This is a genomic window from Paenibacillus sp. OAS669, assembly GCF_014873645.1.
In the GTDB taxonomy this organism is placed as follows: domain Bacteria; phylum Bacillota; class Bacilli; order Paenibacillales; family NBRC-103111; genus Paenibacillus_S; species Paenibacillus_S vulneris.
On record NZ_JADBDR010000022.1, the window covers coordinates 24,863 to 48,692 of the forward strand.

25 protein-coding genes are annotated in these 23,830 nt (G+C 48.8%); 20 read left to right on the forward strand and 5 right to left on the reverse strand.

Going from position 1 to position 23,830, the window contains the following annotated elements; translation table 11 throughout:
• Positions 1–85: 85 nt before the first annotated feature.
• The 3 genes from GGC63_RS31595 to GGC63_RS31605 are packed head-to-tail and all read right to left on the reverse strand — an operon-like array spanning position 86 to position 2,703.
• Positions 86–1,144, reverse strand: a complete 1,059-nt coding sequence (locus GGC63_RS31595; protein WP_079910394.1) for an ABC transporter substrate-binding protein — start codon at positions 1,142–1,144, stop codon at positions 86–88.
• A gap of 22 nt (positions 1,145–1,166) precedes the next feature.
• Positions 1,167–1,931, reverse strand: a complete 765-nt coding sequence (locus tag GGC63_RS31600) for an ABC transporter permease (RefSeq protein WP_079910393.1) — start codon at positions 1,929–1,931, stop codon at positions 1,167–1,169.
• Positions 1,864–2,703 carry an ABC transporter ATP-binding protein gene (locus tag GGC63_RS31605; protein ID WP_192705683.1) on the reverse strand — a complete coding sequence of 280 codons (840 nt, stop codon included), beginning with the start codon at positions 2,701–2,703 and terminating at the stop codon, positions 1,864–1,866. The genes GGC63_RS31600 and GGC63_RS31605 overlap by 68 nt, the downstream gene beginning before the upstream one ends.
• Positions 2,704–3,039: 336 nt before the next feature.
• Between GGC63_RS31605 and GGC63_RS31610 the strand changes: the two genes are divergently transcribed.
• The 7 genes from GGC63_RS31610 to gndA all read left to right on the forward strand — a co-directional run bounded on the left by GGC63_RS31610 (position 3,040) and on the right by gndA (position 11,361).
• Complete coding sequence (locus GGC63_RS31610) at positions 3,040–3,960, forward strand: stalk domain-containing protein (RefSeq protein WP_192705684.1); 921 nt, start codon at positions 3,040–3,042, stop codon at positions 3,958–3,960.
• 313 nt (positions 3,961–4,273) lie between these two features.
• Positions 4,274–4,870 carry a hypothetical protein gene (locus GGC63_RS31615; RefSeq protein ID WP_079910390.1) on the forward strand — a complete coding sequence of 199 codons (597 nt, stop codon included), beginning with the start codon at positions 4,274–4,276 and terminating at the stop codon, positions 4,868–4,870.
• A 247-nt stretch (positions 4,871–5,117) separates the two neighbouring features.
• Positions 5,118–6,128, forward strand: a complete 1,011-nt coding sequence (locus GGC63_RS31620; protein WP_079910389.1) for a LacI family DNA-binding transcriptional regulator — start codon at positions 5,118–5,120, stop codon at positions 6,126–6,128.
• Positions 6,129–6,133: 5 nt separating this feature from the next.
• Positions 6,134–7,405, forward strand: a complete 1,272-nt coding sequence (locus GGC63_RS31625) for a lactate racemase domain-containing protein (RefSeq protein ID WP_192705685.1) — start codon at positions 6,134–6,136, stop codon at positions 7,403–7,405.
• A complete protein-coding gene (locus tag GGC63_RS31630; RefSeq protein ID WP_192705686.1) occupies positions 7,402–8,955 on the forward strand; it encodes a gluconokinase in 1,554 nt (517 codons plus the stop codon). Before GGC63_RS31625 ends, GGC63_RS31630 begins: the two co-directional genes overlap by 4 nt.
• Positions 8,956–9,006: 51 nt before the next feature.
• Positions 9,007–9,774: an SDR family oxidoreductase gene (locus tag GGC63_RS31635; RefSeq protein WP_179135982.1), complete on the forward strand. Its 768-nt coding sequence runs from the start codon at positions 9,007–9,009 to the stop codon at positions 9,772–9,774.
• Between the two features lie 174 nt (positions 9,775–9,948).
• Positions 9,949–11,361, forward strand: coding sequence for an NADP-dependent phosphogluconate dehydrogenase (gene gndA / locus GGC63_RS31640; RefSeq protein ID WP_079910386.1), 1,413 nt, complete (start codon positions 9,949–9,951; stop codon positions 11,359–11,361).
• Here the strand turns inward: gndA and GGC63_RS31645 are convergent.
• On the reverse strand, positions 11,358–11,696 hold the full coding sequence (locus GGC63_RS31645; RefSeq protein ID WP_079910385.1) for a hypothetical protein: 339 nt from the start codon (positions 11,694–11,696) through the stop codon (positions 11,358–11,360). The two genes, gndA and GGC63_RS31645, sit on opposite strands and share 4 nt — an antisense overlap.
• Positions 11,697–11,861: 165 nt before the next feature.
• Between GGC63_RS31645 and GGC63_RS31650 the strand changes: the two genes are divergently transcribed.
• Positions 11,862–12,368, forward strand: coding sequence for a shikimate kinase (locus GGC63_RS31650; protein ID WP_192705687.1), 507 nt, complete (start codon positions 11,862–11,864; stop codon positions 12,366–12,368).
• Here the strand turns inward: GGC63_RS31650 and GGC63_RS31655 are convergent.
• Entirely contained in the window at positions 12,365–12,658 is a 294-nt protein-coding gene (locus GGC63_RS31655; protein WP_192705688.1) for a rhodanese-like domain-containing protein, read from the reverse strand. The genes GGC63_RS31650 and GGC63_RS31655 overlap by 4 nt on opposite strands.
• Before the next feature lie 187 nt (positions 12,659–12,845).
• Here GGC63_RS31655 and aroA point away from each other — a divergent pair, with 187 nt between their 5' ends.
• The 12 genes from aroA (at position 12,846) to ccpA (ending at position 23,814) form a co-directional block, all read left to right on the forward strand.
• The gene (gene aroA, locus GGC63_RS31660; RefSeq protein WP_192705689.1) at positions 12,846–14,141 is read left to right on the forward strand and encodes a 3-phosphoshikimate 1-carboxyvinyltransferase; all 1,296 of its coding nucleotides are present in this window, start codon (positions 12,846–12,848) and stop codon (positions 14,139–14,141) included.
• A gap of 82 nt (positions 14,142–14,223) precedes the next feature.
• Complete coding sequence (locus GGC63_RS31665; protein ID WP_192705690.1) at positions 14,224–15,033, forward strand: C39 family peptidase; 810 nt, start codon at positions 14,224–14,226, stop codon at positions 15,031–15,033.
• Positions 15,034–15,046: 13 nt separating this feature from the next.
• Positions 15,047–15,472 carry a CoA-binding protein gene (locus GGC63_RS31670; RefSeq protein WP_192705691.1) on the forward strand — a complete coding sequence of 142 codons (426 nt, stop codon included), beginning with the start codon at positions 15,047–15,049 and terminating at the stop codon, positions 15,470–15,472.
• Position 15,473: 1 nt separating this feature from the next.
• Positions 15,474–16,121, forward strand: coding sequence for a thiamine phosphate synthase (gene thiE / locus GGC63_RS31675; protein WP_192705692.1), 648 nt, complete (start codon positions 15,474–15,476; stop codon positions 16,119–16,121).
• 138 nt (positions 16,122–16,259) lie between these two features.
• On the forward strand, positions 16,260–16,907 hold the full coding sequence (locus tag GGC63_RS31680) for a hypothetical protein (protein ID WP_192705693.1): 648 nt from the start codon (positions 16,260–16,262) through the stop codon (positions 16,905–16,907).
• Positions 16,908–16,984: 77 nt separating this feature from the next.
• A complete protein-coding gene (locus GGC63_RS31685; RefSeq protein WP_192705694.1) occupies positions 16,985–17,200 on the forward strand; it encodes a hypothetical protein in 216 nt (71 codons plus the stop codon).
• 19 nt (positions 17,201–17,219) lie between these two features.
• Positions 17,220–17,552, forward strand: a complete 333-nt coding sequence (locus tag GGC63_RS31690; protein ID WP_192705695.1) for a spore coat protein — start codon at positions 17,220–17,222, stop codon at positions 17,550–17,552.
• A gap of 96 nt (positions 17,553–17,648) precedes the next feature.
• Complete coding sequence (locus GGC63_RS31695; RefSeq protein ID WP_079910377.1) at positions 17,649–19,538, forward strand: glucose PTS transporter subunit IIA; 1,890 nt, start codon at positions 17,649–17,651, stop codon at positions 19,536–19,538.
• Positions 19,531–21,264 (forward strand): phosphoenolpyruvate--protein phosphotransferase, encoded by a 1,734-nt coding sequence (gene ptsP, locus GGC63_RS31700; protein ID WP_192705696.1) that lies wholly within the window; start codon positions 19,531–19,533, stop codon positions 21,262–21,264. Before GGC63_RS31695 ends, ptsP begins: the two co-directional genes overlap by 8 nt.
• A 32-nt stretch (positions 21,265–21,296) precedes the next feature.
• Entirely contained in the window at positions 21,297–21,830 is a 534-nt protein-coding gene (locus GGC63_RS31705; protein WP_079910375.1) for a type 1 glutamine amidotransferase domain-containing protein, read from the forward strand.
• A 309-nt stretch (positions 21,831–22,139) separates the two neighbouring features.
• Positions 22,140–22,559: a hypothetical protein gene (locus tag GGC63_RS31710; protein ID WP_192705697.1), complete on the forward strand. Its 420-nt coding sequence runs from the start codon at positions 22,140–22,142 to the stop codon at positions 22,557–22,559.
• Positions 22,560–22,800: 241 nt separating this feature from the next.
• Positions 22,801–23,814 carry a catabolite control protein A gene (gene ccpA / locus GGC63_RS31715; RefSeq protein WP_079910373.1) on the forward strand — a complete coding sequence of 338 codons (1,014 nt, stop codon included), beginning with the start codon at positions 22,801–22,803 and terminating at the stop codon, positions 23,812–23,814.
• Positions 23,815–23,830 lie beyond the last annotated feature (16 nt).

Here is a 23,830-nt window from a genome sequence, read left to right on the forward strand (position 1 = left end):
ACATACAAAATCCCCCTTCACGGCAGCAGAAGCATTACATTCCGCCGGGTGAAGGGGGATTTCTTAATATTGAATACAGGCTGGATTATTTACCTGCTTTGACTTCTTCGAGAAGGCTCAAATCTACGAACTTGCTAAGATCGAGTTCTTCCTTCTTCACATCTTTAATGTAGCCGGCATCGATAGAGACTTTTGCCATCTCCTCGATAGCTTCCTTGCTCACGTCGGTCGTCAAATTCAAACGGGAGAGGGCTGCTTTAATGAGTGCAATGTCCATCCCTTTGCCGCTGAGTGCTTTCAAACGGTTGTTGATCAGCTCATAGGATTGATCCGGATTTTTCTTGATAAAATCAATGGCCTCGGCATTGGCTTGAATCGCTTGCTTCGCCATATCGCGGTGCTCCTTCAGGAACTTGTCGCTTGCCACCAGAATCGTCAACGGATAGTTGCCATTGTTAGGCGGGATTTTATCCCAATCCACGATGATTTTCCCGATGCCTTCCTGTTCCATTTGGGTGCCCCAAGGCTCTGGAATCAAGGTAGCGTCAATTTCTTTTTGGCGCATGGCTACCATGGTATCGGCAGGAGCGCGCGCGATAATCTGAACTCCGCTTTTATCTGTTGTAATATTGAGGTTGTTTTGCTTCAACAGCAAGCGCAAAGAAATCTCATTCGTGCTGCCTTTGGTTGGAATTGCGACGGTTTTGCCTACCAAATCTTTGACATTCGTGATACCGGAATCTTTGCCGGCAACCAGTACGGCGCCGCCGTTATTGGAACCGGAAATGACTTTGAAGTTTTTACTTTTGATATATTGGTTCGTCGAAGGGCCAGGGCCTACGAAGCCAAGATCGATTTCGCCTGTAGCTAATGCGGTAGAGAAATCGGAGCCGTTATCGAATGGCGTGACTTCGATTTTTACGTTCTCACCCCAATATTTTTGGAATAGACCTTTTTCCAATGCGACATAGCCTGGGGCGTGGGTAACATTTTTGAAAATGCCGAGTTTGACCGTTGACGCAGGAGCCGATTTACCGCTGCCGTTCGCTGCATCCTTGGAAGTCTCCCCGCTCTTGCCGCAAGCCGACAATACCAGAACGACGACCAGCAAGAGGGCCAGTGATAAGGAAATACTTTTTTTCATGAAATAACTCCCCTTTGAAAGCTTATTTTTGTTTGCCTGATAATCCGTAGCGGACCAGTATCGTATCTTCCAGCTTTTTGAAGCAGAAGTGGTCGGATAACGTGCCAAGAATGGCGATGATAATGACAATACAGAGCATTAATGCCGTGTCCATCAGATTGCGGCCGTCCTGCAGCAGCTGTCCCAAGCCGACGCCTTTGGCGATTAATTCACCGGAGACAAGCGCGCGCCAGGCAAAAGCCCACGCAACGCGAACGCCAGTAATCATATGAGGGAAAGCGGCAGGGACCATCACTTGGTAAAACATTTTGAACCCGTTGCCGGTTCCCATCGTCTGGGCCGCCTTGAGATAAATCCGGGGGATGTTCATAATCCCTGTCCGGCTCGACATGGCCATCGTCCAGGTCGCTCCCAATGTCGTAATAAAAATAACGGAGAAATCGTTCATACCGAACCAGATGATGGCGAACGGGAGCCAGGCGATGCTCGGAACTGTCTGCAAAGCGACAACCAGGAAGCCGATCGTATCGTCCAAGAATCGGTATCTGGCGAACAGGAAGCCAAGCGTAGTACCAATGACAATCGATATAATAAATGCGGTAAGCAGCCGGCGGATACTTTCCAGTGTGGCCTCAAGCAGCTGGCCGTGAACGAAGCCGTCATAGAAAGCTTGGAACGTTTGTGAAACCGAAGGGAATTTCCAGCCCCAGTCAAAGATTCTAAATCCCGCTTCCCATGCTATCAGCAGCAGAACCAGAAAGAGGGTTCTTCTTAATGCTGTACTCATGTCCCATTTCCTCCTTTACCACTTTTTCCAGCTCATCGGCCAGAGCATCCATGATGCTGTTTTCCACGTGATGGAGGAGGGGATCCGACCAATCTCTCGGCCTTGCCGCTTGCACAGCGAATTCCTTTTTGATTGTACCGGGACGCGTTGACATAACCAGAACCCGATCGGAAAGAATGACTGCTTCGCGGATATTGTGCGTAATGAACAGTATCGTTTTGCGCGTCCGCATCCAAATATCTTCCAGCTCTTTATGCAGGATAAGGCGTGTCTGCTCGTCGAGCGCAGCGAATGGCTCATCCATCAATAAAATTTCCGGATCCATAGCCAGAGCTCGTGCTATCGCTGCTCTTTGCTTCATACCGCCGGACAATTCATGTGGATACCGATCGGCAAATCGGCTTAGATGAACGGATTTGATCTGCTCCATCGCGAGCTCTTCCCGTTCCTTCTTGCCAACGCCCTTCTGCTTCAAGCCGAAGGCCACGTTATCCAGTACGGTTAACCAAGGAAACAACGCATGCTCCTGAAAGACGACTACGCGATCCGGTCCAGGTTCCTTACAAGGCTTTCCGTTGACGGTTATCGAGCCCTGCTCGGCCTGCTCCAAGCCCGCTACCAGATTCAAAAGCGTAGATTTGCCGCAGCCCGACGGACCCAGCAGGGAAACAAATTCCCCTTTTTGAATCGTAAGAGATACATTATCAATGGCGGTAAAAGAACCACCCGTTCGCTGATGAAACGTCTTGCTGACACCTGTGATTTCGATCAATGACGCTCACTCCCCTGAAATCCGAAACATAGTTTTTCTTTTGTAAGATCAAACATGAACCGCATGAACAAATATCGAAAAACGGTACTGGTCCAAACGTCCTATAACATTTTCGGCCGCTGTGTACGATAAATAAGTAGGAGTATGCCGATTAACGATACTATTTCGCTTTCTGCGTGCGATTCCGCTTTCTTATACCAACCTATTCTATCGGAATTAATATGTTTGTCAATATAAAGTTTTCATTTGCAGGAAATGGTTGGACTTTCGGCATAGACGAGGCCGCTTGAGGCTGCCTTCTTGTCAAAATTTCAATGGGGAAAGGTTTGAGCTGTGATGAAGCAATGGAAGAGAGTTTTGATTATGGGTGCGGTGCTGGGAGGCACTTTTACCGCGGGTGTGTATGCGGAAGATATTTTACAAAGAGTCGAAGCCTATCTGCGTCCGGATTTCAATATCGTCGTAGACGGTAAACCGGTGAAGCTGGAAGGACCGACGCTGGTATACCAGGATAAAAGCTATTTGCCATTAAAAGAGCTGGGCAATATGCTGGGGGCCAATATTTTGTGGAAGAGCGACAACAAGACGATATACATTAACAGCCGCATTAATTCGGAGCAGCCGACTGAGGATAAAGACGCGACCTATGAGGAGTTTACGCTTCGCTCGCCTGCCTCCCAGTGGGTGACGTATTTAGGGGCGGATTATCCGCTGCTAACCGTGTACTCCGATAAAGGTTCCGGGGTTTATTACCGGCTGTCTGATTTAAAAAGGATGGGGATTGATACGGAAGGCTTGAAGAAGAACCGGGAGAAGCTGACCGGGGTTCTGTATGTAAGCGATGCGGAAGCGAGAAAGCGGTGGCGGCAAGCGCCGTCCGTGTCCCGCCAGAACAAGGAGAATTACATCATTGCTAACGAGGTGAATACGGAGAAGCTCGCCAAGCTCAAGGAATACGTCAAAAGCACGGCCAATTTTACAATCAAAGATTATTACTACTCGACCAAACCGATCATGATAGAGAAGATTGATGGCGAGGATCGTTACGAATATTTGGTGTACCAGACGATGAGCGGCAGAGGCAACGGCTTCAACATCAACCAAAGCCATTATTTCCGGGCTATACTCCGTTTGGACAAGCAAGGGTTTGGGGATAACTTGACGTATAGCGTCAATGTGGAAACCCGTACCGACTTGAATGACGAGCTCGACCGCAAGATCAACCAGGCAAGCCAGCAAAGCGATGAACAGAAATAATAGCCGAGTCCATTCAAGGATCGTCTCCAGGAGGCGGTCCTTTGTTTTTCTTATAGCTGCCGGGTCTTTCTGCAAAGTTGTGTAGCCGCTTCGAAGTTATGACCCCGCTTTGCAGAGGTATCTTATTAAAAAAATGGATTGAAATTCAAGGAAAAAAGTCAATAATCCAAGTTGCTAAATCATATGATTCATAATAAGATAGAATTAAGTAACTGAATTGTCTGAAAATTCTATCAAAATCCGGGCTATCCAGATCAGTCGATAATAAGGGATAGATGGCCATGGGTTATGTACCATTTGGGAGGGGATTGCCGTGAGTAAAAGTCATGAAGTGGAATATTGCAACCTTGAGTTACGATTTGACCGTCGGCTAATCCGTAACTTCATTAAAGCGCTGATACAAGAGGGGTATTCTCTATATTGGAACGAGAGCGATCAACAATTCATCGTCTCGATCCGAACCGGCCGCAAGCTGGTGAAATTGAAGTTTCAGCGCATAGGAGACCGATACAAAATTGTCGGGAATTATTCGTTCAAGGACGAAAAGCTGGCGGAGCTGATGGAGAAAATGATCGGCGATACGCGCGGGCATGCCGTAGTCAAACGATTCAAGGACAGACAAATATTAATCGAAAATATTATGTTTGGTGAAATCATCCGAATGGTCGAAATTTCCGGTGTCGAGCATAAAGTACTTTTTCAAAAGGAGCCGGTGGTTACGGTGGAAGAAATGATGCAAGCTTTCCGATCGAAAAGACCTGATGACCGTATTCCTGTCCTGAGGCTGGAGCTAGATTATGAGCTCGCAACTCTCCATGATGCATTGAAGTCGGGAGATGCCAAAACGGTGAAATTGTGCAAAGAAAGGTTGATGGAACTCAGGCATGAAATGCTGCAGCTTGAAATGTAAACGTTACGATTAGCAGGGTCTGTGTATAGTATGCACAGACCATTTTTGTTGGCTTTTTGGGTCATACGGGGCACGGGAAGGGGAAATGCCGTGTCGTTGCTGCAAAGGGAGCTAAAGAAGCAGCGGCACTACGGGGTGGAGACAGGCGATATTTGCGTAAAAAGAGCAAAACAGATCAATACTTCGCAAAAAATGTTCGTTGTTAACGTGTGCAGCTGTATGATATTATAAAACGGAGGTGGTAGGATTGAGTGTTACGATCAAAGACATTGCTAAGCTGGCGAATGTTTCGCATACTACGGTCTCCAGGGCTTTGAACGACAGTCCGCTGATCAATCAGGAGACAAAGGAGCGGATCCAGCAGCTCGCGGCAACCTTGAATTACACCCCGAACTACAGCGCCAAGAGTCTGGTCCTTGATCGATCATACAACTTGGGATTGTTTTTTTCAACTCTTCATACCGGTACATCTGCCGGCTTCTTGTACGAGGCGGTTAAGGGGGTCAATGATGTCATACAGGATCAATACAATTTGATCGTGCGAGGCATTGATGACTACAAAAGCTATCATAAAATTAACCGCAAAAGCTTTGACGGCATTATCGTCATGAGCCAAAGCTCCTCCGACCAGCCGTTTATCGAATATGTGACGGAACGGGAAATTCCGCTGGTCGTCTTGAATCGCCAGATCGATACTCTACCTGTCATGAATCTGATTCCGGATGACTTGCGCGGAGCGTATCGCGTGGTGGAATATTTGATTCAGAAGGGCCACAGGGATATAGCGATAATTGAAGGGAAAGAAAACTTCAAATCGACGCAGGCCCGCCGCGAAGGCTATCTTGAAGCGATGAATCAGTATAAGGTGACCGTAAGGGAAGAGTATAGGGTACAGGGAAATTACGACGTGGAGAGCGGATACGCCGCTATGTCGCGGCTGTTGACACTGGACCATAAGCCTACGGCCGTTTTTTGCTGCAACGACGAGATGGCGTTAGGAGCCATTAAAGCGATCACTGAGAAGCAATTGTCCGTACCTGGAGATATCTCGGTCGTCGGGTTCGACGATCAGCTGTTTTCCGCATTCGTGACTCCGGCATTGACTACCGTCAGGAGGCCGATTGAGGAGATCAGCCGGGAAGGCGCGGCGAAGCTGCTCACTTTTATAGAAAGCAAGCAGGTGGAGAAAGAAACCATCTTCATTCGAACGGAGCTCATTATTCGTGACTCCGTCAAAACAATCGCAGGAGGCGCTTAGAAGCTATGAGTATTTTGAGACAGGTTCTAGAAGACATTCCTATTCCGCAAATGGTACGTATCCGCCAAAAATTTGATGACACCAAGATTGATAACCTGAAGGAAGTGCTGGAGCAGGAGCTGAAAAAGCCGGGGACCATCGACCAAATCAAGCCGGGCCAGCAGGTAGCGGTAGCCGTGGGCAGCCGCGGTGTGGCGAATATCGCTTTGTTTACGAAAGTAACGATCGATGCGATCAAGCAAGCAGGCGGAGAGCCGTTTATCGTGCCTTGTATGGGCAGCCACGGCGGCGCAACGGCTGAAGGGCAAAAAGAGGTTCTGCATCATCTTGGAGTAACGGAAGAAGCGATGGGAGCACCGATCCGTTCCTCGATGGAAGTGGTTAAAATCGACGAGCTTCCTAACGGCCTGCCTGTTTATGTAGATAAAATTGCTTCAACTGCAGACGCTATCGTAGTCATCAACCGCGTGAAGCCCCACACGGCGTTCCGCGGCCGCATCGAAAGCGGTATTATGAAAATGATCTCCATCGGTCTTGGTAAGCAAAAAGGGGCCGAAGCCTGCCATCAATTAGGCTTTAAGTACATGGCGGAGAACGTTCCGGCTATGGCCAAAATTATGATTGAGAAGCTTCCGATTATTTTTGGCGTAGCATTGGTTGAGAATGCTTATGACCAAACCTGCCGCATCGAGGCGCTTCCGGCTGCACAAATCGAAGAGCGCGAAATGCAGCTGCTGGAAGAGGCGAAGGCGCGCCTGCCAAAAATTTTGTTCGACCAAATCGACGTGCTTGTTATCGATTATATCGGCAAGAACATCAGCGGCGACGGCATGGATCCGAACGTAACCGGCCGTTATCCGACTCCCTACGCGCATGGCGGACCTGACGTTTCCAAGATGATCGTTCTCGATCTGACACCGGAAACCAAAGGGAATGCCAACGGCGTAGGTACAGCCGACTTTACTACGCAGCGTCTGGTCGACAAAATGGATAGAGCGGCTACCTTCGTTAACGGATTGACTTCGACGGTATGTGCTCCAACCAAAATTTCGACCACGCTGGATAACGATTATTACGCAATTAAAGCAGGCGTTAAAACCTGCAACATCCTGGATTATACCAAATGCAGACTCGTACGCATTCAAGATACGCTGCATTTGGGCGAAATCGAAATTTCCGTCAATATGCTTGAAGAAGCCAAGCTGCATCCGGATATTGAAATTTTGACGGAGCCTTATGACTTGCAATTTGACAGCGAAGGGAACTTAGCGAAATGAGTTTGACAATAGCAAAGCCGTACATTATTGCAGCCGATCTCGGGACGACCAGCGCGAAAACGCTGGTGATCGACCGGGACGGCCGCGTTCTGGCATCGAATTCTATTGAATATCCTCTGAATACGCCTAGACCGGACATGGCGGAGCAGAACCCGGATGAAATCTTTCATGCAGTAGTGACAGGGATTCAGGCTGTCATCACCAAGGCTAAGATTTTGCCTAGCCAGGTGCTGTGCGTTTCGTTCAGCTCGGCGATGCACAGCTTAATTGCGGTCGATCGCGATTTGAATCTGCTGACACAATCCATTACTTTTGCGGATAACCGCAGCGTCGGCTACGTCAAGCCTTTGAAGGAAGAATTAAACGGGCACCAGATTTATTTGAATACCGGAACGCCTCTTCATCCGATGTCGCCTTTGCTGAAGCTGATGTGGCTTCGCGACAACCGCCCGGATGTGTTTGAGAATGCGTACAAGTTTATCGGGATTAAGGAGTATGTATTTGCCAAGCTGTTCGGCAAATTCATCGTGGACTATTCCATCGCGAGCGCCACGGGGCTGTTCAATCTTCGCAACCTTGCTTGGGACGAGCTGGCATTGAAAGCCTGCGGCGTACGTGAAGAGCAGCTTTCCGAGCCGGTTTCCACCGTATACCACATTTCCGGTATGAAGGAGCAGTATGCTCAGGCAATGGGCCTGCATGCGGATACGCCATTCGTTGTGGGCGCATCGGACGGAGTGCTGGCGAACCTTGGAGTCGGCGCGTTCGAAGAAGGCATTTATGCCGTGACCATCGGAACCTCCGGCGCGGTTCGCGGGGTTGTCCGCGAGCCTGTAACCGACCCTAAAGGAAGACTGTTCTGCTATGCTCTGAAAGAGGACTTCTGGGTGGTCGGCGGAGCCATCAATAACGGCGGCATCATGTTCCGTTGGGTCAGAGACCAGCTGGCGACGGCCGAAGCGGAAGAAGGCCGCCGCAGAGGCCTGGATCCGTATGACTATTTGACTTCGCTTGCCGAAGAGGTATCCGCGGGCTCCGACGGACTTATCTTCCTCCCGCTTCTAACCGGGGAGCGCGCACCTTATTGGAATGCTAATGCACGTGGCGTCTTCTTTGGCTTATCGCTTTACCATCAGAAGAAGCACATGATTCGTTCTGTTCTTGAAGGGGTTGTCTATCGGATCAACTCCGTATTAAGCGCATTGGAAGAGCTGTCCGGGCCGACCAAGGAAATCCGCGCATCCGGCGGCTTCGCACGATCCAGCTTCTGGCTGCAGTGCATGGCGGATGTTACTGGCAGCTCGGTAGCCGTACCGAACTCGATCGAGAGCTCCGGATTGGGCGCTGCACAGCTCGGTATGCTGGCGATGGGAGAGATTAAAGACTTCTCCTCCGTACACAATTGGATGCAGGTTCACCATCGCCACCAGCCGGATTCCGGTAACCATCAGCTGTACCAACAGTTGACAAATATTTATAATCGTGTGTACCATCAGTTGAAGGATGAATTCGATGCGATTGCTGCGTACCAGCAGCAGCATGCAAAGTAGTTCCGCCCCGACAGACGGTTCATGCAATACCTATACATGAGGAGGATCATCATGAATTTGTTCGATTTGACTGGTAAAACAGCGGTAATTATTGGAGGTAACAGCACTTTGGGTGGCGCAATGGCCGTAGCATTGGGCGGTCACGGCGCGAATGTGGCTGTCGTAGGACGCAACGCGGAGAAATCCGAAGCTGTTGTCAAAAAAATTGAAGAAGTAGGCGGCAAAGCCAAAAGCTTCTCGGCAGACGCTACCAAAGTCGAAGATCTTCAAAAGGTTCTTGAGGACGTTCTGGCTTGGACAGGCCGCTGCGACATCTTGATGAACTGTCCTGGCATGAACAGCGCGACTCCGTTCTTCGAATTGAAAATGGAAGAATGGGACGCTATTATGGAAGTAAACCTCAAAAGCGTTGTGTTAGCTTGCCAGGTGTTTGGGAAACATATGGTGGACAAAGGCGAAGGCGGCAGCATTATCAACATTTCGTCCGTATCCTCCGAGCCACCGTTGTCCCGCGTATTTACTTACTCGGCGTCCAAAGCGGCTGTGAACAACGTTACGAAGTTTTTGGCGCGTGAATTTGCACCGGCTCGCGTTCGTGTGAATGCAATTATTCCCGGCTTCTTCCCGGCTGAACAAAATCGTAAAATCCTTTCTCCTGAGCGTACGGAATCGATTTTGCGCCATACTCCAATGAACCGTTTCGGTGAAGCGGAAGAGCTTCAAGGCGCAGCTGTATACCTTGCTTCCGACAAGGCTTCCAGCTTTGTGACCGGCTCGCTGCTTCGTGTAGACGGCGGCTATGGAGCAATGACGATTTAATAGATAAAAAAATTGAAAAAGGTTAGTTCCACGAGAACTGGTCTCCAAGCGGCATCCATTGTCAGCCTTGCTTCCATCGGGCGGCAATGATGCTGCTCACTGCTGGGCGGAATGAGCTTTTTTCAAACAAGAGAACATCACAACTAATAATTCAAAGGAAGGAAGAGTAACCATATGTCCAAACAACAAGTTGGCGTTATCGGATTGGCTGTCATGGGTAAAAACCTGGCATTAAATATTGAAAGCAGAGGTTTCACCGTATCGGTATACAACCGTTCCCGTGAAAAAACAGATGCTTTGATCGAAGAAGCTAAAGGCAAAAACCTGGTAGGTACATACAGCATTGAGGAATTCGTAGCATCTCTCGAAAAGCCTCGTAAAATTTTGATCATGGTTCAAGCAGGCGCAGGTACTGACGCTACCATCAATTCCTTGATTCCTCATTTGGAAGAAGGGGACATCATCATCGACGGAGGGAATGCTTACTTCCCGGATACCCAACGCAGAAACAAGGAATTGTCCGCTCACGGCTTGCGTTTTATCGGAACGGGCGTATCCGGCGGCGAAGAGGGCGCTCTGAAAGGTCCTTCGATTATGCCTGGCGGTCAAAAAGACGCTTACGAATTGGTAGAACCGATTCTGACAGCTATTTCGGCCAAAGTAAATGGCGATCCTTGCTGCACGTACATCGGACCGGACGGTGCGGGACATTACGTGAAAATGGTGCATAACGGCATCGAGTACGGCGACATGCAGCTGATTTGCGAAGCTTACCAATTGCTGAAAGACGTATTGAACGTTAGCACAGAAGAGCTTCATGAGATTTTTGCCGAGTGGAATAAAGGCGAGCTTGACAGCTATCTGATCGAGATCACTACCGATATCTTCACGAAAAAAGATCCGGAGACCGGCAAGCCTATGGTTGACGTTATCCTGGATTCCGCCGGCCAAAAGGGTACTGGTAAATGGACCAGCCAAAGCTCTCTTGACCTTGGGGTACCATTGTCGATCATTACCGAGTCCGTATTCTCCCGCTTCTTGTCGGCTATGAAGCAAGAGCGCGTAGCTGCAAGCAAAGTGCTGAGCGGCCCGCAAGCACCTGCTTTCGAAGGAGACCGCAAGGAGTTCATCGAGGCTGTACGCAAAGCGCTGTACGCGAGCAAAATTTGCTCCTACGCTCAAGGCTTCGCGCAAATGAGAGCCGCTTCCGAAGAATATAACTGGGGATTGGATTACGGCAGCATCGCAATGATTTTCCGCGGCGGCTGCATCATCCGTGCTCGTTTCCTGCAAAACATCAAAGATGCGTACGATCGCAACCCAGAATTGAAAAACCTGCTTCTTGACGAATATTTCCAAGGCGTTGTGAGCAACTACCAAGACGCTTGGAGAACTGTAGTGTCCGCAGCTGTAACACGCGGAATTCCAGTGCCTGCGTTTGCATCCGCATTGGCTTACTATGACAGCTACCGTTCCGAGCGTCTGCCTGCGAACCTGCTGCAAGCGCAAAGAGATTATTTCGGTGCACATACATTCCAACGCTTGGACAAAGAAGGAACCTTCCATTTCAACTGGATGGAGAACTAATCCTTGAATGCCCGGCCGTTCGGTTTCAAGGGATGCAGCCCGTAGGAAGCCTCGGAAATCCAGTGCTTCAGGCGGTCTGCCTCCTGATCGAAGCCGTTGCGACGCTGGATAAGCATTAAAGCAATTTCGGCAAAATAGCGAAAGTTTTGTAATAAGCGTGGTTGGGAAAGATCTGCTATCTGCGGATCTTCTTCAGCCACCTTTTTTTTAATAAATTCCAAAATCCAGACAACGTCATCTTTGCATAACGGATGGGAAGGATTTAGAATTTGCTCCAGCTTCCGCTGTGCGGCATTAGGAACGGGGTTCTGGGATTGAGACATGGCTGAATGCATTAACAATTCATCTCTCCTCGAAATGGTTTCATAGTATCATCATAGCAGAAAAGACTGGAATCTATTCACATTCCATCATATGAATTTCTCGTAATTTCTATTCATCAACATCAACCTATGATATGATTGTAGGGTTAGACAGAAGCTGTCAAGAGGTGTAGGAATTTGGAAAAAAAGAATATCGTATTAATAGGATTCATGGGTACCGGCAAATCGACGGTAGGACACGCATTGGCTTCCCGGTTGGGATGGCGGTTCATCAATACCGATGACGTCATTGAAGAGCAGCAGGGAATGTCAATCAGCGACATGTTTGCAAAACTGGGAGAGCCTGTATTCAGGCAAGTGGAGTGCGATGTCATTCGGAAATCCCTCGAAGGAATGAACTGCATCATTGCCACCGGAGGTGGCGCAGTTTTAGCAGAGCAAAACCGCGCTGTCATGAAGGAGAAGGGATATGTCGTGGCCTTGACGGCTGATGCGGACACAATCATTGAACGTGTGAGTCAGGACCAAAACCGGCCCTTGGTTCAAGGCGACGTAGCCGAGAGGGTGCATACGCTGCTGGAAGCCCGCAAGCATGCCTATGATTTCGCGGACCGCAAGATCGATACGAGCAAGCTGTCCGTTCAAGAAATTGCAGAGATGATCACAGCGGACCTGCAGCTTTAAAGCTGCTCCCATTCGAGCATGCCGCCACTCATGTTTTTCAAATTGGTAAACCCTTGAGCGCTGAGAAAATCATAGGCTCTGCCGCTGCGGTTGCCGCTTCGGCAAACTAGGATGGTTTCTCTATCGCGGGGGATGTCATCTAGACGATCCGGGATTTGCATCAAAGGTATGTGAACAGCACCGGGAATCATGCCGAGAGCAACCTCTTCGGCCTCGCGGACGTCAATGATGTCCAGCTTATCACCTTTATCCAGGCGTGACTTTAGTTCTTGCGGGGTAATGGTTTGCATAATTAAGAAGCCTCCAAATAGGTTTTTTGTAATAGGCACATCTTCCTCAATCCCATGATATAGAGAAACCCGTATGGGTGTCAAACTTGCGGTTTCCAAGCCCCGGAGGGTATGGTACACTGGCAATAATCTGAAATAAGTCTAATGATTTCGTAACTTTTATGCGGAACAGGAGAGATACATATTCATGAAAGCGATCGTAAAGCCGACAAATAACTTAGAAGGTACGATTAATGCGCTATCTTCCAAAAACTACACGACCCGCTATTTGCTCATCGGAGCATTGGCTGACGGGACAAGCACTGTATATTATCCTGCCCACAGTGAGGACAGCGATGCGATGCGCCGTTGCATCCGTGATTTGGGAGCTGCCGTTGAAGAAGATGAAGAGAAAATGACGATTCGCGGCTTCGGCAAGCATCCTAAGCATGTAAGCGAGCTGAATGTCGGTAATGCCGGCGCAGTACTTCGCTTTCTGATGTCTGTCGCCGCATTTTGCCCGGAGGTTACATTCGTTAACCAATATCCGGACTCTTTGGGAAAAAGGCCGCACGACGATCTGATTGACGCTCTGAAGCAAATGGGAGTAGAGGTCGACCATCGGGAGGGCAAGCTGCCTATCACAATTCGCGGAGGCAAGCCGCGCGGCGGCAAAATTAAAGTATCGGGCAACGTGAGCTCCCAATTTCTAAGCTCCTTGCTGTTTATGACTCCGCTTCTGGACGAAGACAGCGAGATTGAAGTGCTCCATGACCTGAAATCCAAGGTAATTGTCGGGCAAACTCTCGAGGTTATTGCTCAGGCGGGCATTCGGATTGAAGCCTCCGAGGATCTCATGCATTATAAAATTCCTGGACGTCAGCAGTACCAGCCTCAAAAGTATGTCGTTCAAGGCGATTATCCGGGCTCGGCCGCTATTTTGGCTGCGGCGGCTGTCACTAATTCCGATGTTAAAGTGCTGCGGCTGGAAGAAGAGAGCAGACAGGGTGAGAAGGCCGTTGTCGATGTTCTTCGCGCTATGGGGGTTAACTTAACGCACGAGAACGGTGTGGTTCATGTCAAAGGAAACCAGCGGTTGCAAGCAGGGGAATTTGACGGGGATCATTTTACGGACGCCGTTCTGGCGATGGTGGCGGCAGCCGTATTTGCCGAAGGCACCTCCCGTTTCTATAACGTCGAGAATTTGCGGTATAAGGAATGTGACCGGATTACCGATTTCCTTGCCGAGCTTCGTAAGGCCGGTGCCGACGTGGAGGAAAAACAAAGCGAAATTATTATCCATGGCCGTCCTCAAGGAGTAACCGGCGGAGTCGAGATCAATGCTCATTTTGATCATCGTGTCATCATGGCATTAACTGTAGTCGGTTTGCGTTCGGAGAAAGGGCTCATCATTAACGATGCTCACCATGTCGCCAAATCGTATCCTCATTACTTTGAGCATCTGCTCTCATTGGGCGCTCACATCGAGCTGGTTGAGGAATAGGATGTTGAATTTCAGTGCTACCCGTTTCCGAGCGGCGATCCAGTAGCCTACTATCTAATAAAATCAAGCGGGTTGAGTCATAATGAAGGTGCTTTGGAAAGGAATCCAGGTAACACTCGGCTTTTTTACGATCATAGGGCTCATGTTTATCAGTGGAGTATTATGTATTCTCTTATACGCCAAACTAACGGGACAGGCTTGGTATGCAGAAGAGTCGTCCGTGGCTTATGCCGAAACACCGGCTCCAAATAAGGCTCAAGAAGCCCTCCCGGATCCTCCGGCTCCGCGTGCTGCTTCCGTATTGCTGGATGCGCCTGCTATAAGGCAATACCCTGAGCTGCCTTCCGGCTGCGAGCTGACAAGCCTTACGATGCTGCTTCAATTCGTCGGCATTGAGAAAAGTAAAATGGAGCTGGTACCGGAGCTCAAAAAAGATCCGACCCCTCTCAAGCGGAATCCGGATGGTTCCGTCGCTTATTGGGGCAATCCTAATACGGGCTTTGTCGGAGACATTACAGGAGGCTCCAAGGGCTTCGGCATTTATCATACCGCATTGATGGAGCTTCTGAATAAATATGTACCGACCGCCAAGGATTTCACACGGCAGCCTTTTGAGAAGCTGGAGGACCAGCTCCGTGAAGGAATTCCGTCCGTTGTATGGACGACGATTAATTATCAAGTCCCTGACCGTTGGGTCATCTGGGATACACCTATTGGTCCCATTCAAACGACTTTTATGGAGCATGCGGTATTATTGGTCGGTTTCGATGAAGAGAATGTGTATGTCAATGACCCGTATAACGGAAAAAGCAAAGTGAAAATCAATAAAGCCCAGTTTCTCGAAACATGGGAAGCCATGGGAAGCCAGGCTATCTCATATACGAAATCATAAGGGGATGAACGTAATGGCATTTGAAAATCCGTCTCGTGACCGCATTAAAGAAATCTTGTCCGCTGCAGGAAATGTAGCCGTAGTAGGATTGTCTGACAAGCCGGACCGCGTTTCGTACATGGTTGCAGAAGCGATGCAAAAGAAAGGCTACCGCATTATCCCTGTAAACCCGAATGCGACTGAAATTTTGGGAGAAACCTGCTATCCTTCCCTATCGGATATTCCGGAGCAAGTGGATATTGTGAACGTATTTCGTCGGAGTGAAACCGTAGTTCCCGTCGCGGAGGAAGCTGTCAAAATCGGTGCCAAAGTATTCTGGCTTCAGCTGGGCATCTTCAACGAGGAAGCGGCCGATATAGCCCGCGCAGGCGGACTGGAAGTAATTATGGACCGCTGCATCAAAGTAGAGGATTCCATTCTGATGCCAGGAGGGAAATAAATTGTACCGTGAACGGATTGCAGATTATCTCCCGGTCTACCTGGTGATGGGCCTGGAGCATCATGGAGATCGTACTGCCCTGGAGATCGCTAAGGAAGCGCTTGAAGGGGGAGTAACCCTTTTTCAATTAAGAGAGAAGAAGGCGCCTTTGAGACAGGTTCTTGAGCAAGGTGCCGAGCTGCGCGATTTATGCCGGCAGTATGGCGTCCCTTTCCTTGTTAACGACAGGATTGATGTCGCTCTGCTGCTAGACGCTGATGGTGTACATGTCGGGCAAGACGACGTACCCGGACTGGAAGCCAGAAAGCTTCTTGGCGACAGCAAAATCATCGGGATTTCTGCGGGTAATAGGGAAGAAGCGGAGTGGGCAATAGCCCAAGGTGCGGATTACCTTGGCGTTGGTGCCGTGTATGCAACCTCGACCAAAGAGGATGCCGGCGCCGCCATAGGAACGGGATTGATTCGGGAGATCGCAGGCCGATGGGATGTTCCGATGGTCGGCATCGGTGGTATTCACAAGGAAAATGCGGCTGCCGTTATTCAAGCGGGAGCACGCGGCATTGCCGTAGTATCGGCAATTACGAAGCAGTCGGATCCAAGGAGCGCTGCAGCTTTACTCAAGCAAACGGTGCTTCAAACCAAGGAATAAAATAGCATCTGCAACCCAAGAGCTACCATAAATAAAATAAAACCTCCTTAGAGACAATAAGAAAGGCTTCTGGTAAAGCAACGGTTGAGGTAACCGACCCCGGAAGACTTTTAACACTTCCTAAGGAGGATTTTTGTTATGTATCAGAACTTTCAACAAAATAGCTTTCAACCCCAAGTAGGTTCCGGGAACGTGGTATCCCAGTATCGCGGATTGGAAAACAGATACCAACCGGTGGGTACAGTTCAATCCCAATATCAATCCGGTAATCAACAATTCCAAGGCTCTAACCAATTCTCCAGCTTCCAAAGCCCGCAAAATTATCACACAGCAAACTACCGTGGAAATCAACAAGGCCATGATGCCTACCTGCGTTCGGACTCCAATCAGCCTGCACAGCAATTTGGCGGCAGCTTCTTGAATCAAGCTCCATCTTTCAACAGTAACTTCAACTCCTCTTTCTCTGGCCAGCAATTTGTACAGCAAAACCCTGAAGCTTATCATACCGCTAACTACCGTGGTAACCAACAAGGTCATGATGCCTACCTGCGTTCGGATTCCAGCCAACCAGCTCAGCAACAATTCGGCATCGGTCAATCCTTTAATGCCGGCTTGAACTTTGGTGGTTCCCAGCAGTATGGTCAAGTACAATCCTCTCAAGCTTACCATACCGCTAACTACCGCGGTAACCAACAAGGTCATGACGCTTACCTGCGTTCAGATTCCAGCCAACCGGCTCAACAACAATTCGGAATCTCCTCTTTCGGATTTAACAGACAATTTTAATTGGCAAAATAGAATGGGCGGGCTTATTAGAGCCCGCTCTATTTATCCTAGTATGAACAAGTCAGGAGGAATTTCGCATGAACAATCAGCAAAACATGACGGCGGACAGATCCTTATTATCCGAAAAAGAGTTCAGCTATATTAAGGATTTTTTATCCTGGGAGCTGCTGGCCATGAAAAAATGCAAGGAAACGGCAAGTCTATGCCAAGACCCGCAAATCAAACAGCTGATCGAAAAGACGGGCCAAGCTCATCTTGACCAATACAACTCCATTTTAAACCATTTGCAATAAACAAGGAGGATAAGAAGCTATGCCAACGATGGACATCGCTAAGCCCCAGACCGGACAGCTGCCGCAAGTCAAAGGCCCTGAAATGAATGATAGAGATCGTATCAATGACATACTGATGCTCGAAAAATATATGACGACCGGCTTCAATACCGGACTCAACGAGGTGCAAAATCCGGAGCTTCGCAAAACGATCTCCTCCATTTTAAACACGCAGCATGAATCGCAATGGCAATTGTTTAATCTTATGTTCGAAAAAGGCTGGTACAAGATGAAAGCGGCCGATAAACAAGAAATTTCTCAAGCGAAGCAGCAATTTAGCGGATACTCCTCCCAATTTCCGACCTTTTCATAATTGTGCCGACCAACCCCGAACGAAAACATGTTTGGGGTTGTTTGACAAAATGGAGCATTGGCCTTACCATCGAGTAAGAAAGGAGGGAGCGGTTGTTTGAACTGGATGGGTAACTTGCAGCAGTTGGGTCGGTCCTTAATGCTTTCGACTATTACGATCCCTGTTGCGGCTATTTTACTGCGTCTCGGGACGCTGCCTTGGCAAGACGTACATATGTCCCGTGTCGGGGAAATTATGCTGTTTTTTGGCAATACCATATTTACGTACTTGCCGGTGATTTTTGCGGTCGGCGTTGCCCTCGGTTTAACGGAAGGCGCAGGTATTGCCGGAATGTCGGCATTGATCGGTCAAATTATGTTTAACCAGGCGATCCGGCATTACTTAGGGGATGAGTTTCATCTTGGCGTACCTGGCGGTATATTAATTGGACTTATCGCGGCTATCCTGTTTCATAAGGTGAAGCATATTCAATTGCCGGAATACATCCAGTTTTTTGGCGGGCCTCGAATGGTTCCGTTATTAATGGGCTTATGCATCCTGGTGCTGACTCTGATTGTTATTGAAATCGGACCATATTTGGAATATTTTATGCAAACCCTTTCTTCAGCGGTATTGGGCCTAGGCGGCTTTGGCACCTTCGTTTATGGAGTGATCCATCGTCTTTTAGTACCTTCAGGGCTGCATCATGTATTCAACAATTTGTTTTGGTTTCAACTTGGAGCCTATGAAAAGCCGAGCGGTGAGATGATCTTCGGCGATTTGCCGCGTTTCTTTGCGGGTGATCCGAATGCAGGCATCTACATGGCCGGATTATATCCGATCATGATGTTTGCGCTGCCTGCTATTGCCATGGCGATTATTCATGAGGCAAGGGAAGATTTGAAGCCGAAAATCCGAATCACCTTTCTAACGGCGGCGCTGGCCTCCTTCTTGACCGGGGTTACGGAGCCGGTCGAATTTGCTTTCCTGTTCGTTGCGCCTTATTTATTTATCGTTCATGCGATCCTGTCGGGACTTTCCATGTGGATTGCCTATTATTTCGATATCCATCACGGATTCTCTTACTCGGCCGGGGCCATTGATTTTATCATCAACTATCATTTGTCCCATAACGGGTGGATGCTGATTCCTATCGGACTTGCGTATTTTTTTGTCTATTATTTCTTGTTCCGCTGGGCCATACGAAAATTCCGTATCCCGACTCCAGGCAGGGAGGAAGGCTCTCAGCTGGAAGAATGGGCTGGAGATATCCCATACCGCTCTCCGTTAATTCTGCAGGCACTCGGGGGCAAGAACAACATTAAGAAAATTGAAGCCTGTATCACCAGGCTAAGGCTCACTTTGGACAACGATAAGCTGCTGGATACGGCTGCGCTTAAGCACTTGGGAGCGGCTGGCGTCATTAGACTTGGCGGCGGTAATGTTCAGGTTGTCTTCGGCACCTATTCCGAGTTAATCCGGGAAGAAATCAAGAAAGTTCTGATGAAGGATATTCAGAGGGTCTTATTCAGCGCACCAATGCAGGGACGGATGATGCCTTTGGAAGAGGTCCCCGATCAAATATTCGCCGGCAAGCTGGTCGGCAACGGGGTCGCTTTCATGCCGGATAAAGGGGAGCTGGTTGCGCCGGTTGCAGGGAAAATCATCATTTTGTACCCATCCCTTCATGCAGTAGGCATCCAAACGGAAGAGGGACTTGAGGTACTGCTGCATATAGGCATAGATACTTCACAGCTGCAGGGCAAATGGTTCACGGCTTATATTAAAGAAGGCGACATGGTTGAGGCGGGACAGCTATTAATCCGCTTTAATCTGCATAAAGTAAAGCAAAACAGCAAGTCGCTGGCGACGCCGATGATCATTACGAATGTAGATAAAGTGAAATCATGGAGCTTTGCGCCGTTTAAAGCGGTCAAGAAAGGTCAAGCATCCGTCATGTCGGTTGTATTGAAGGATGCTTCAGGGGGAGGGAACACTTTTGGCTAAGGGGATCGGAGCTTCATCTGGAATAGCGATGGGGAAAGCTTTCGTCATTCCGACCTGGGAATGGGATTTCCCGGATAAGCTGATCGATGTCACCGATTTGGCATTTGAATTCGAAAGGCTGTACGACGGAATTCGTTCTTCCAAAGATGAGATAGAAACCATCAAACAGGAATTCGTCTCGGTACTAGGAGAGGAGCAAACGTCCATCTTCGATGCTCACCTGGCGATTCTGGAGGATCCTATTTTTATGAACGAGGTTCAGGGGATCATGCAGAAGCAGTACAAGGCAGCCGAGGTTGCCGTCAAAGAGGCGATTGAGAAGTTTGTCAATATGTTCGATTTACTGGACGATCAATATATGAAAGAGAGAGCTCTTGACATTAAGGATGTCGGCAACCGGCTCCTCAAGCATTTGCTGGGGGCACTGGAGGAGACGCTTCCTCCGAAGGATCAGCCGTATCTGGTCGTAGCCAAGGAGCTCTCCCCGTCGCAAATGGTCCATCTGGACACCAATTTGGCGCTGGGGCTCGTTACTATGCTCGGGGGGAAAACATCGCATGTAGCCATAATGGCACGCGCTATGGGCGTTCCCTACGTGCTGGGCTTAGAAGGCAAGCTCAGCACACCGATTCAAACCGGAGACTACCTCATCATCGATGGAGATGAGGGATGCGTCTATATCAACCCCTCGGACGAGCTGGTGGAAGAGTATAAGAAACGCAAGGCGATCTTGCAGGTCAGGAAGGATAAGCTGCAGACGCTGGCGAATGTTCCGACACAAACCGCAGACGGCCTCTCTTTTCAGCTGGCAGCGAATATCAGCTCGGTGAAGGAGCTCGATCAGGTTCTCAAGAACGGGGCTTCAGGTGTAGGGCTCTTCCGAACGGAGTTTCTGTATATGGACAGGGACAGCCTGCCGCAGGAGGAAGAACAGTTTGTGGTCTACAAGCAGGTAGCTGAGAAGCTGGAAGGAAGGCGCGTTGTTATTCGGACGTTGGATATTGGCGGCGACAAGAGCCTCGATTATATCGAGCTGCCGGAAGAGGATAACCCGTCGCTGGGATATCGAGCGATCCGCATTTCACTGGATCGGACCGACCTGTTCAAAACCCAGCTACGTGCCATTCTAAGGGCAAGCCATTACGGTAATATCAAGATATTGTATCCGATGATTTCTTCCCTGGAAGAGCTGAACAAAGCTAACGAGGTGCTTGAGGAAGCGAAGCGGGAGCTTCAGCAAGAAGGAGTTCCATTCAAGCAGAACATCGAAATCGGCATTATGATTGAAGTCCCTGCAGCCGTCATTATTGCAGATATTTTGGCACCACATGTTGATTTTTTCAGTATAGGGACCAATGATCTGGTACAGTACATCCTTGCGGTGGACCGTATGAACGAAACCGTCGCCCATTTATATGATCCGTTTCATCCTGCCGTGCTTCGCATGCTGAAGACTACGGTGGAAGCCGCGCAGGCATCGGGCGTTCATGTGAGCGTCTGCGGGGAGATGGCCGGCGATATCCGTGCTCTGCCTATATGGCTGGGACTTGGCATTCAGGAGCTCAGCATGTCGGTGCAATCCATATTGCCGGTCAAAAACAGCCTGCTGCAAACAAGCCACAGCGAAGGCAAAGTTATCTGGAAGCAGCTTCTAAGCTGCAAAAACAGCAAATCCATTCTGGAGGTGCTGAATTCTAATCTGCGGCAGGATGTCGTTGCAAACTAGAGAAGCTATTAATCAGGAAGGTGGAGAGGTCAATGGAATTAACAGGCCATAAAGTGCTTGCATTCGTTGATGAAGAGTTTGAGGATTTGGAGATGTGGTACCCTGTCCTTCGCTTGAAGGAAGCGGGAGCAGAGGTGCATCTGGTGGGGCCGAAGGCCAACACTGTGTACCATGGAAAGTACGGGGTGCCGTTGACAACTGAATATGCGTTCGGTGATGTAGCAAGCAAAGACTATATCGGACTTTATGTTCCGGGCGGCTGGGCTCCCGATAAGCTTCGCCGCTATGCCGATGTGCTTCGTTTGACCAGGGAATTTCATGAGGCTGAGAAGCCTATTGCCCATATATGTCATGCCGGGTGGGTCCTTGTGTCTGCAAAAATATGCGAGGGCTATACGATGACTTCCACGCCGGGCATAAAAGATGATTTGGAGAATGCCGGCGCCATTTGGGTTGACCAAGAGGTGGTTGTCGACCGGAATATCGTATCAGGCAGAAGACCGCCGGATCTTCCGGCGTTTACGAAAGAATTCGTGCGGGTACTGGCGGATTATACACGCAAATAACCTTCAAAAGATCGTTGTCCCTTCCGGGGATCACGGTCTTTTTGCTTTCATTGTGGTTAATATTACTAACGCTCTTTCAGAAGGAGTTTACAGGCGAAAGTAGAATATTTGTATCATAGAGGAGCAGGCTTAATGATCCCGATACCTTATATCAACCTCGATACATACCCCCTGCATGCTGAGATGTAAGGGGTGAATGACCTGTTTATGAGAAACTGGGAACGTTGTATTTAGAAGTCGGTTTGAATGTGGGAGGTCATTAGATTGCCGCTCAATGATGGGTTTGTTGGAACGAAGGAGTGGTACTAGTTGCAGAAGCAGTGCAAGTGTGGCAGCGCGATGGGCATCAAGCTGCGGACTGTCATTTATCAGAACAAAGTCGAAATTGAAAACGTCCCGGTCTATTCTTGCGAAACCTGCCAAAGAAGTGAAGTGGTAGCCCAGGTTAAGCCGGAATTGACAGGAATCATCGGAAGCCTTGGGAGCGTACCGGAAAAGCAGCTGCTGCATTTTAACGACATCAGCGAGATCGCGCATCTCCTGAAAATGGTGACAGACAAATATTATGCGGCGGCTCCTGTCGAAAAAATCGTAGAAGACCGGATCAATGAGCTGCTGGATCTTATGCTGCTGGCTCAATCGTTAAAGGATGATGACTGGATGGAGGATATTCGTAAGCGTCTCGGTCAGATTGCCATGCATTCCATGACCGTTAACGATATTGCTTAAGGGACCGGGATGGCCGGTCCTACAATGATGCTATGAAAGCTTGAAGCATGTATTTTCACAGACAAAAAATGGGTTCTTTCATTGCCAGCTGCGCTGCAGTTGGCTTTTTTTGCATTTTTTTGATACTATACATGTAAGAAGGTCCCGAATTTATTGCTTTCAACATAAATTTGTCGTATGATAGGGCTTAATAGTATACGATCGCAGCATTATACATTTTACTATAATGGAGAGAATGACCGTGACTGTAACCATTTATGATGTAGCCAGAGAAGCAGGCGTTTCCATGGCAACCGTATCGAGAGTTGTCAATAATAATCCCAACGTAAAGCCCCAAACCCGCAAAAAAGTATTTGAGGCCATTGAACGTTTGGGTTATCGGCCTAATGCCGTTGCCAGGGGCTTGGCAAGTAAAAAAACGACTACAGTCGGTGTCGTTATTCCTGATATATCGAACTCGATCTTTTCTGAAGTTGCCAGAGGGATTGAGGATATCGCGAATATGTATCACTACAACATCATTTTGTGTAACGCGGACAAGAAGAAGGAGAAAGAAATCCGCGTTATCAACACGCTGTTGGAGAAGCAAGTGGACGGGCTGTTATTTATGGGCGGCGTTGTAACCGAAGAGCATATTCAAGCCTTCAAAACATCAGCCGTACCTATCGTTCTGTGCGCTACGACCGACGAGAACAATACCATCGCCTCCGTCGACATTGACCACGAGAAGGCCGCGTATGACGCAGTGAAGGTATTGATTGATAACGGTCATCGCGATATTGCGATGATCTCAGGTACGCTTCAGGATCCGGCTAACGGATTTGCGCGTTACCAAGGATATAAGAAAGCGCTGGAGGAAGCGGGAATTCCTGTACGTGACGATTACGTGCGGATCGGCAATTACCGTTATGAATCCGGTCTGGAAGTAACGAAGCATTTCCTGGAGCTGAGCGAGCGTCCGACCGCCATATTTGCGGCGACAGACGAAATGGCGATAGGAGCCATTCATACACTGCAGGATAACGGGTATAAGGTACCGGATGATATGTCCGTCATCAGCGTTGACAACATTCGCATGGCTTCGATGGTACGTCCTCAATTAACGACAGTGGCAATGCCGATGTATGATATTGGTGCCGTATCCATGAGGCTGTTGACTAAGCTTATGAACAAGGAAACGAAAGATGCATCGGAGCAAATGCAGGTAATTCTACCGCATGACGTCATTCATAGAAACTCGGTGGCTCATCGTTAATATGAGCCTCTTTCTT

Coding starts and splice junctions, on each gene's coding strand:
- GGC63_RS31595 (WP_079910394.1), bottom strand. CDS start 1,144: ATGAAAAAAAGTATTTCCTTATCACTGGCCCTCTTGCTGGTCGTCGTT.
- GGC63_RS31600 (WP_079910393.1), bottom strand. CDS start 1,931: ATGAGTACAGCATTAAGAAGAACCCTCTTTCTGGTTCTGCTGCTGATA.
- GGC63_RS31610 (WP_192705684.1), top strand. CDS start 3,040: ATGAAGCAATGGAAGAGAGTTTTGATTATGGGTGCGGTGCTGGGAGGC.
- GGC63_RS31625 (WP_192705685.1), top strand. CDS start 6,134: ATGAGTATTTTGAGACAGGTTCTAGAAGACATTCCTATTCCGCAAATG.
- GGC63_RS31630 (WP_192705686.1), top strand. CDS start 7,402: ATGAGTTTGACAATAGCAAAGCCGTACATTATTGCAGCCGATCTCGGG.
- GGC63_RS31635 (WP_179135982.1), top strand. CDS start 9,007: ATGAATTTGTTCGATTTGACTGGTAAAACAGCGGTAATTATTGGAGGT.
- gndA (WP_079910386.1), top strand. CDS start 9,949: ATGTCCAAACAACAAGTTGGCGTTATCGGATTGGCTGTCATGGGTAAA.
- GGC63_RS31645 (WP_079910385.1), bottom strand. CDS start 11,696: ATGCATTCAGCCATGTCTCAATCCCAGAACCCCGTTCCTAATGCCGCA.
- GGC63_RS31655 (WP_192705688.1), bottom strand. CDS start 12,658: ATGCAAACCATTACCCCGCAAGAACTAAAGTCACGCCTGGATAAAGGT.
- aroA (WP_192705689.1), top strand. CDS start 12,846: ATGAAAGCGATCGTAAAGCCGACAAATAACTTAGAAGGTACGATTAAT.
- GGC63_RS31665 (WP_192705690.1), top strand. CDS start 14,224: ATGAAGGTGCTTTGGAAAGGAATCCAGGTAACACTCGGCTTTTTTACG.
- GGC63_RS31670 (WP_192705691.1), top strand. CDS start 15,047: ATGGCATTTGAAAATCCGTCTCGTGACCGCATTAAAGAAATCTTGTCC.
- GGC63_RS31680 (WP_192705693.1), top strand. CDS start 16,260: ATGTATCAGAACTTTCAACAAAATAGCTTTCAACCCCAAGTAGGTTCC.
- GGC63_RS31685 (WP_192705694.1), top strand. CDS start 16,985: ATGAACAATCAGCAAAACATGACGGCGGACAGATCCTTATTATCCGAA.
- GGC63_RS31690 (WP_192705695.1), top strand. CDS start 17,220: ATGCCAACGATGGACATCGCTAAGCCCCAGACCGGACAGCTGCCGCAA.
- GGC63_RS31705 (WP_079910375.1), top strand. CDS start 21,297: ATGGAATTAACAGGCCATAAAGTGCTTGCATTCGTTGATGAAGAGTTT.